The following is an 8,296-nucleotide window of genomic DNA, read 5'->3' as shown; positions in this document are numbered from 1 at the left end:
GAGGTCGCGACGTCCGCGACCGGGTCGAACTCCGTGCTGACGACCCACTGCTGCTATCCGGGAGCGCGGCGGGAGAGCCGACTTCGTGGGCGCGGATCTGCGCGACGCGCAGGCGGTGCGGCGGTTTGCGCGGGACGCCCTGATACGGGGCGGCGGCCGGGTCGACGTCCTGGTCAACAACGCGGGGATCTACCCCTTCGGGCCGACAGCGGACACGGAGGAAAGCCTTTTCGACACGGTGTACGCGCTCAACGTCAAGGCCCCGTTCTATCTGGTGGCCGAGCTCGCCCCGCCGATGGCCGACCGGGGCGACGGAGCGATCGTCAACGTGAGCACCATGGCGGCCGAGCTCGGATTCGAGGGCATGGCGCTGTACGGGTCGAGCAAGGCCGCGCTGAACCTCCTGACGAAGGCGTGGGCGGCCGAGTACGGCCCACGGGGCGTGCGGGTCAACGCCGTACAGGTCGGCCCCACCCGGACCGAGACCACCGCCCGGGCCGAGGAGAACCTGCGGGCCCTGGCCGCCCAGGCACCCGCCCGACGGCCGGCGTCGGCCGCGGAGGTCGCGGCGGCGATCGTGTACCTGGCCGACGACGGGGCGAGCTTCGTCCAGGGCGCGGTCCTGCCCGTCGACGGCGGCCGCACCGCCGTCTGACCGCGCGCCCCGCCGATCGCCACCGGAGCCTCGTACGGTGGCTGTCAGGGGCGGACGAGGACGGTGCCGACCTTGCCGGGCCGTACCGCGTGTTCGACGGCGTCGGTCAGCTCGCCGAGGCCGTACTCGGCGGCCACGACGAACTGGTCCTTGAGCCCCAGCGCGATCTGCTGGGCGGTGGCGACGTCCGATGCCCGCTGCTCGGCGGAGGCTTCCGACAGCCACCGGCCGATGTTCTTGCCCTGCAGCGTCAGCGACTTGTTCAGCAGCGTCGACGCGTGCAGTGGGATCGGCTCCTCGGCGATCAGCCCATAGCTGACCAGCTTCCCGCCCGGCGTCAGCAGGTCCAGAAGGCTCTCGGCCAGCTTCCCGCCGATCGGGTCGAGGGCCACACTCACCGGCCGGCCACCGGCCGCCTCGCGGACCGCGTCGGCCCAGCGCGGACGCTCGGTCGAGACGACGGGCACGTCCGGGAACCGCCTGCGCAGCTCGGCGGCGCCGCGGTCGCTGCGGACGACGTTGACGAGCCCGAAGTGGTGGAACTGGGACACGCCCGTCACCAGCCGCCCGACCGATGAGCCCGCGGCGGTCTGCACCAGAACACCGTCGTATCCGAAGGCCGGGTGCTCCTGTGCCGCACGGCGCAGCATCACCGTGGTCAGCGGGTTCGCCAGCAGTTGCGCGGCCACCTCGTCCGGCAGTTCGTCCGGTACGGCAACGACCACCTCGGTGTCCGCCACGATCCACTGGGACCATGCCCCCGGATGTGGGAAGACGGTGACCCGGCCGCCGACCTCCACGCCCGGCGCGACCGGTGTTCCCGGGCCGATCGCCGCCACCACGCCGGTGGCTTCCACACCGGCCGGAACGGGCGTTGCTGCCTTGCCCGGGTAGGCCTCGACGGCCTGGAGATCGCCGGGGTGCACCGGGAAGGCCGTGGTGCGGATGAGCACTTGGCCTGGCTCGGGCGCTGTCGGCTCCGGCTCCTCGACGACGGTCAGGACTTCGGCAGGCGACCCGCCACGGGTGTGGACGACACGACGGTTCACGGTTCTCCTCCGGCACGCGGTGAAGTTCAGCCGACACAGATCTGCAGAGGAAATCGTGCGCACCCGACCGGCGAAATGTCCATTTTATACCGCGGTCGGGGCGGCGAGGCGGCCGAGCGGCCGGGGACCGTGTACCTCAGGCCACGGGTGGGAAGGGTGGGGTGCGTCCACATCGTCATGGCCACCGGTCGGGATCGTAGCCACCGGTCGGGAGTCGTGGCCACCGGTCGGGAAAGGATGGTCCGTGCGAAGAATTACGCGAAGACTCGGTCTCTTGGCGGTGGCTGTGCCCGCCGCCGTTCTGCCCATCGTGATGCTGGTGTCCGGCGCCCAGGGGGCCGAGCGGAGCGAGACGCACACCGCACCGGCCGGGGGAAGCGCGGGCGCGCCGCCCGCGGGCACCCACTGGGTGGGCACCTGGGCCGCCATGCCCCAGCTGACCGAGCCGGGAAACATGCCGCCCGCGCCGTACACCCAGGACGGCACGGTCTTTGCCGACAGCACACTCCGGCAGACCGTGCATGTGTCGGTGGGCGGCAGCCATCTGCGGCTCCGCTTCTCCAATGCCTTCGGCGGCGCGCCGCTGCCCATCACCCGCATCTCCGTGGCCCTTCCCGTGGACGGCAGGGCCGGTGTGAGCGCGATCCGACCGGGCACATCCCGGCCGGTCACCTTCCACGGCCGTGCCTCGACAACCGTGCCGACGGGCGCACAGGTGGTGTCCGACCCGCTGGACTTCAAGCTGGCGGCGGGCTCGAACCTCACCGTGACCGCCTACCTGGCCACGGGCCAGCAGTCGACCGCCATCACCTCCCACCCCGGTTCGCGCACCACCTCGTACATGCTGCGCGGCGACCACGCCGAGGCCACCGACCTGGCGGGGGCCGCCTCGGTCGACCACTGGTACTTCCTGAGCGGTGTGGAGACATGGTCGCCGGCGCGGACCCGGGCCACCGCCGTGCTGGGCGACTCGCTCACCGACGGGAGAGGTTCCACCACCAACCAGAACGACCGGTGGACGGACCGGCTGACGGCCCGTCTGCGTAAGGACCGCAGAACGGCCGACACCGCGGTGCTCAACCAGGCGGCCGGCGGGAACCGGGTGCTCACGGACGGGTTGGGTCCGGGCGGCCTCTCCCGTGTGGACCGTGATGTCCTGGTACAGCCCGGCGTCACCTCTCTGATCGTCTTCGAAGGCGTCAACGACATCGGGACCGCCCCTGCCACCCCCGACGCCCAGAAGGACGTCGCGGACCGGCTCATCGCCGCCTACGACCAGATCATCATGCGCGCCCACGCACAGGGGATCCGCGTCTACGGGGCCACCGTCACACCGTTCGGCGGCAACCACGACTACGACGACGCGGCGGGCCACCGCGAGGCGACACGGCAGCGGGTCAATGACTGGATACGTACGAGCGGCCGCTTCGACGCGGTCGTGGACCTGGACAGGGCGGCCCGGGACGCGGACGATCCACGGCGCCTCCGCCCGGACCTCGACGTGGGTGACCATCTGCACTTCAACCCCGAGGGCTATCGCGTGCTCGGCGATGCCTTCCCCCTGGACCTCTTTGTGAACCGGCCGCTGCCGCCCGGCTTCGGCTACAACTGATCCGGCGATCGGCGCCCCATCGCAAGGGGGCGGGGCCGACGCGTCGTCGGCCCCGCCCCGATGGCTTCGCGCCCGTTCAGTGATCCTTGCGGTGGCGATGGAAGAGCCAGACCGCGGGGGCGATCCAGCAGCCCACGAACCACACCAGGGCCGCGACCGCCAGCCAGAGCGCGGTGACATCGGCCACGACGACGCGCAGGATCAGCAGCAGCGCCGACACCACCGTGCACAGCAGCAGCACCAGCCCGGCCACGGTGAAGCGGGCCGCGATATGCACCGTCTCCGGCTTCAGCCGACGCCCGGTGACGATCCGGTGCAAGGAGACCGGTGCGATGAGCGCACCGTTGGCCGCCGCGCCCAGGAGGACCGTCACGATGTAGATGGTCCGATCCGCGTGGCCCAGGCTCTGGAAGCGTGGGGTGAAGGCGACCGTGAGCAGAAAGGCGAACAGGATCTGCATGCCCGTCTGCGTCACCCTCACCTCCTGCAGCAACTCGGCCCATCGGCGGTCGGCCCGCTCTTCCCGAGTCTCTTCGCGACCGGACGGTGCCGCACGGTCCTCGGGCCTCGGCTCTTCGTCGTCGTCACGCATCACCATGCCTCCTTCGCGATGCGCTACCGCCGTTCCCCGAGGCGGGCCGCCGTTTCCAGCATCTGGGCGTGGACGAACGCCTGGGGCAGCGGTGTCGGCCGGCGGCGCTCGATGGCGTCCGCCGCCACATCGACGGCGCGCCGGGCGTACCCCACCACCAAGCGTCCGCACATTGCGTTCATGGCCCCTTGGCGCAGCGGCGGACAGCCGCCGCCGCTGCGTCGTAACAGGTCAGCGCGTACGCGTAGCCGTCAGCGGCCGAGCGCCTTCGCCAGCTGCTCCTTGGTCATATGGGAGCGGCCCTCGATACCGCGGTGCTTGGCCTCGTTGTACAGCTGGTCACGGGTGGGGCCCTTGGCCCCGCTGTGCGACCGCTGCCCGCCTCGCTCGGGCGCGGACTTCGGGTCCCGCACGGAGGTCCTGCTCGCGGTCTTGGCCTCGCCCGATCGGGCACGTTCCTTGTTCACGGTACGGGCGGCGATCTCCTTGGCCCGGGAGGTGGGGGTCCCCCGCTCTTCCTGGCTCTCCTTGATGTGCTCGTACTGCCGTTCCCGTTTGCGGCTGGATCCTGCAGGCATCGCTCAACCTCTCTGTCCCGCGTGTGTACCGCCTTCGGGGAACAGGGCCGGCCGGTGGGCAGGCGCCGGTCCCCCAGGTGGCGGACACGGCTTCCAACGTCGTCTTCAACCATATGACGGACGGCGCTGCCGGGTCAGCCGATGGTGCCGGTCACCGAGGTTCCCGTCTTGGTGACGTGATAGGTCACCGAGGCGCCGCTCCAGAAGTCGAAGGTCAGCGTCACCCGGGAGCCGTCCTTGACCGCGTTGAAGAAGTCGGGGGTCAGTTTGATGGAGTCGCCGGTGTACGCCGAGAACGCGGCGTCCCACTGCTGATACGGGGTCCAGTCGGCCGGGCCGGCGTTGCTCCCGTCGTCGTATCTGGCCTCCATCGTCGCCAGCATGTCGCCCCGGAACTGGGTGGGGATGGCATAGGAGCCCGTGCTCCCGGTGGCGTTCGACAGCACCGGGGGGTCGTAGGTGATCACGTCGATCCGCCAGGGCACGCCCCGGGAGAATCTGGCCTCCAGCGTGGCGTTGACCCCGTACGCCCGGTCGCCGGCCAGCCGGCTGAGGGCGGCGGCCGTCAGGGTGAGCCGGTCGCCGGAGACGGTGTAGTCCTCGCCCTTCACCAGGTCGCGGTTGCCCTGCCGAAGCCCCTGGAAGTCGGTGCCGTTCGGGTTCAGGGTGAGCGTCTGGCCGGTGATGGCGCCCGACTTGGGGAGGAACACCGTGTCACTGGAGGCCGTTCCGGAGCGGGTGGTCCAGCTCGACTTGATCTGGGCGAACAGCTCCGGGTCCCGCCATTGCAGCTCATTGCGGTTCAGGAACTGCCCGGCGTCCCACAGCATCGTGGTGAGCTGGCGCTGGTGGGCGTACTGGCCCAGGTACTCGAAGTACTTGCGCACCTCGCCGCGCTCGATGATGCCGGGGCGGGTGTGGTCGTAGGCGAGCAGGGCGTACTCGCCGATGATGACGGGGACGCCTTTCGCGACGAAGGTGTCGTACGCCCGGTCGAAGGTCGCGGTGAGGTCCTTCTCGGAGGTGGCGTCGAAGCGGGTGTAGCCGGCGATGTTCACACTGAAGGGCCACCATCCGTAGAAGTGGACGGTGGCGGCCACCATGGGGTCGCGCAAGGCGGCGATCTCGGCGGCAAGCGCGTCGAGTCGGCCCTGGTCGGCGTTGGTGTACAGGGTGGGCAGGACCAGCAGGCGGGTGGCGTTTCCGCCGCCGGAGTCACGGACGATCCGATGGAACACCGTGTTCAGCTCGGCCACCAGCCGGTAGTTCTGGTCGTCGCCGGAAGTGCCGCTGAAGGTCGGCTCGTTGATGCTCTCGAATACGAGCCTGGACGGCGCATCGCGGAACTCCGCGGCGAGTTGGGTCCAGGTCGCGGTGTACTGGGCGAGGACGGCGTCGTGATCCGTTCCGAGCTTGTTGACCCACATCCACGAGTCATGGTGCATATTGATCATCACATACAGGTCTTCGGCCAGCGCCCAGTCGACGACCTTCCGCACCTTCGCCAGCCAGGCCGGATCGATCGTGTAGCCCGGTGCCGCGCCCTGGTGGCCACTCCATGTCACAGGGAGGCGGATGCTCTTGAACCCCTGCGACTTGACCTTCTTCAGCAGCGCCTGGGTCACGGGAGGGTTGCCCCAGGAGGTTTCGTCAGGGATGGCGTCGTAGGTGTTGCCCATGTTCCAGCCGGGCTGCATGGCCGCCACCGCGCTGCGGGCAGCGGGGGAACTACGGGGTGCGGAGGGCTTCGCGGTGGCGGCCTGCGCGGTGGCGGGCACGATCGGGAGCAGGGTTAACACCAGGGCAAGTGCCCACAGTCTCAGGGCGGATGGCCAGGGCCCGCGATAGGCGAGAAGGAGCCTTGCCGGTCTCTTCGTCATCACGTGCACCTTCCAGTCAAGCCAAGCGAGATCCGGATAAGGGGTGCAAGAAACTTTCTCTGTGCGCGGCGGAGAATTTAACATGCATGTGTTTCGGAGGCCACGGGTACGTCCGTACAAATAATCGAAAGGAAAGCGACCTTGGGGGACCGCCCGCGAAGTGACGCGTCCAGGCCAGTCACGATCGCGTACATCGCCGAATCGGCCGGGGTGTCGGTCCCGACCGTATCGAAGGTGATCAACGGCAGGTCGGGGGTCTCCGCGGACACCCGCGCCCGGGTCGAGGAGCTGGTCAACAGGTACGGATATCGCAAACCCACCGGCGCCAACCGGAGCAATGTGCTGGAGCTGGTCTTCCGTGAGCTGGAGAGCATGTGGGCGGTGGAGATCATACGGGGCGTCGAAAAGGTGGCCCGCCGGCATCGCGTCGGCGTCATGGTCTCGGAGTTCGGCCTGCATGACAGCCCCGCGCCGAACTGGGACGACACGGTTTCCCGGCGCCCGAACTGCGTGCTGTCCGTGGCCCAGCTCTCCCAGGCCGAACGCGACCAGCTCACGGCTAAGGGGATCCCGTTCGTCGTCTTCGACCCGACCACCGAACTGCCGGACGACGTCCCGTTCGTGGGCGCCACCAACTGGTCCGGCGGCCGGGCCGCGACCCGCCATCTGACCGAGCTGGGGCATCGCCGTATCGCGATGATCAGCGGACCGCAGGACGTCCTGTGCTGCTGCGCCCGGCTGGACGGCTATCGATCCGCGCTGGGGGCAACCGGTCTGTCAGCTGCTCCGGGATACGTCGTGCACTCCGACCTCACCCATGAGGGCGGCCGCGCCGCGGCGCGCACCCTGCTGGCCCGCCCCGACCGTCCGACCGCGATCTTCGCTGCCAACGACCTTCAGGCGCTCGGTGTCTACCAGGCCGCGCGCGAAGCGGGCCTGCGCATCCCCGATGACCTGAGCGTGGTCGGTTTCGACGACCTGCCGGTGGTCTCCTGGGTGGACCCGCCCCTGACCACCATGCACCAGCCGCTGACCGAGATGGCCGTGGCGGCGACCGAGCTCGCACTCACCCTCGGCCGCGGCGAGGAGGCATCCCGGGCCCGTCTGGAGATCGCGACAACCCTGACCGTCCGGGCCAGCACCGCACCGCCGAAGAGCGAAAGTTTCGCAACACCGCAGCGATAGTTGCCGGGGCGGAAGGGCGAAAGGGGCGGAAGCCGGCCAGAAGAGCGCGGGAGCCGTGTCGACGATGCGGCGACGCAGCTCGGCCATGCGCCGCATTCAGCAGCCGATCGGTGAGCATCCGCAGGCCGTGCCCTCGCACATGCCGAGGCAGTGGTCGACCTGGCATTGTCACGGTGACGTCCGCCGAAGGAGAGCATGTGGAAGAGCAGCAGCGCGAACAGGCGAGCCCCGAGACCGAGGAGCGCATCCGGGCCAGCTTCGGGCGGCAGGGGCTGATGAGCCACCTCGGTGCACGGCTGACCCATATCGGGCCGGGCCGTGTGCATATCGTGCTCCCGAGCCGGCCCGAGGTGACCCAGCAGCACGGCTACTTCCACGCCGGCGCCACCAGCGCCATCGCGGACACCGCCGGCGGTTACGCGGCGTACACGCTCTTCCCCGAGAACACCGAAGTGCTCACCGTCGAGTACAAGATCAACCTCCTCGCGCCCGCCCTCGGCGACCACCTCGAGGCGATCGGAACCGTCCTCAAGCCCGGACGCACCCTGACCGTATGCGGTCTCGAGGTGTTCGGCGTACGGGACGGCCGGCGGAATCTCGTCGCCAATGGGCAGCAGACACTGATCCGAGTGGACGGGCCCGAGCGCTGAGCCCACGGTCTCCGCCGTCCGGGGTGACCTGGCGGCAGAGGCCGTGAACAAACTCTTGACACCCCCTGGAAACACCAGCATGCTCCATCGCATCG

General features: G+C 69.7%; 9 protein-coding genes. 4 read left to right on the top strand and 5 right to left on the bottom strand.

The window, feature by feature from the left end; translation table 11 throughout:
- The first annotated feature begins 55 nt into the window (after window positions 1-55).
- A complete protein-coding gene (locus ACWDSL_RS01580; RefSeq protein ID WP_450480578.1) occupies window positions 56-655 on the top strand; it encodes an SDR family NAD(P)-dependent oxidoreductase in 600 nt (199 codons plus the stop codon).
- Window positions 656-699: 44 nt separating this feature from the next.
- Here ACWDSL_RS01580 and ACWDSL_RS01575 read toward each other — a convergent pair whose 3' ends face one another.
- Window positions 700-1,704 (bottom strand): zinc-binding dehydrogenase, encoded by a 1,005-nt coding sequence (locus ACWDSL_RS01575; RefSeq protein WP_450480556.1) that lies wholly within the window; start codon window positions 1,702-1,704, stop codon window positions 700-702.
- A gap of 313 nt (window positions 1,705-2,017) precedes the next feature.
- On the opposite strand from ACWDSL_RS01575, the gene ACWDSL_RS01570 reads away from it, so the two are divergent.
- On the top strand, window positions 2,018-3,316 hold the full coding sequence (locus ACWDSL_RS01570; protein WP_450480576.1) for an SGNH/GDSL hydrolase family protein: 1,299 nt from the start codon (window positions 2,018-2,020) through the stop codon (window positions 3,314-3,316).
- Between the two features lie 76 nt (window positions 3,317-3,392).
- On the opposite strand, the gene ACWDSL_RS01565 is transcribed toward ACWDSL_RS01570, so the two are convergent.
- From ACWDSL_RS01565 to ACWDSL_RS01550, 4 genes are all read right to left on the bottom strand, one after another.
- Window positions 3,393-3,908: a DUF6328 family protein gene (locus tag ACWDSL_RS01565; protein WP_450480554.1), complete on the bottom strand. Its 516-nt coding sequence runs from the start codon at window positions 3,906-3,908 to the stop codon at window positions 3,393-3,395.
- A gap of 23 nt (window positions 3,909-3,931) precedes the next feature.
- Complete coding sequence (locus tag ACWDSL_RS01560) at window positions 3,932-4,090, bottom strand: hypothetical protein (RefSeq protein ID WP_450480552.1); 159 nt, start codon at window positions 4,088-4,090, stop codon at window positions 3,932-3,934.
- Window positions 4,091-4,159: 69 nt separating this feature from the next.
- Window positions 4,160-4,486, bottom strand: coding sequence for a plasmid stabilization protein (locus ACWDSL_RS01555; protein WP_450480550.1), 327 nt, complete (start codon window positions 4,484-4,486; stop codon window positions 4,160-4,162).
- Between the two features lie 134 nt (window positions 4,487-4,620).
- A complete protein-coding gene (locus ACWDSL_RS01550) occupies window positions 4,621-6,366 on the bottom strand; it encodes a cellulase family glycosylhydrolase (RefSeq protein ID WP_450480548.1) in 1,746 nt (581 codons plus the stop codon).
- 123 nt (window positions 6,367-6,489) lie between these two features.
- Here ACWDSL_RS01550 and ACWDSL_RS01545 point away from each other — a divergent pair, with 123 nt between their 5' ends.
- Both ACWDSL_RS01545 and ACWDSL_RS01540 read left to right on the top strand, forming a co-directional pair.
- Complete coding sequence (locus tag ACWDSL_RS01545) at window positions 6,490-7,551, top strand: LacI family DNA-binding transcriptional regulator (RefSeq protein ID WP_450480574.1); 1,062 nt, start codon at window positions 6,490-6,492, stop codon at window positions 7,549-7,551.
- Between the two features lie 197 nt (window positions 7,552-7,748).
- Window positions 7,749-8,201: a PaaI family thioesterase gene (locus ACWDSL_RS01540; RefSeq protein ID WP_450480546.1), complete on the top strand. Its 453-nt coding sequence runs from the start codon at window positions 7,749-7,751 to the stop codon at window positions 8,199-8,201.
- Window positions 8,202-8,296: the final 95 nt, after the last annotated feature.

It is taken from the genome of Streptomyces sp. NPDC000941 (assembly GCF_053599555.1).
The sequence above is the reverse complement of the archived record's forward strand: the minus strand, read 5'-3'. Positions and strand labels throughout refer to the sequence as shown.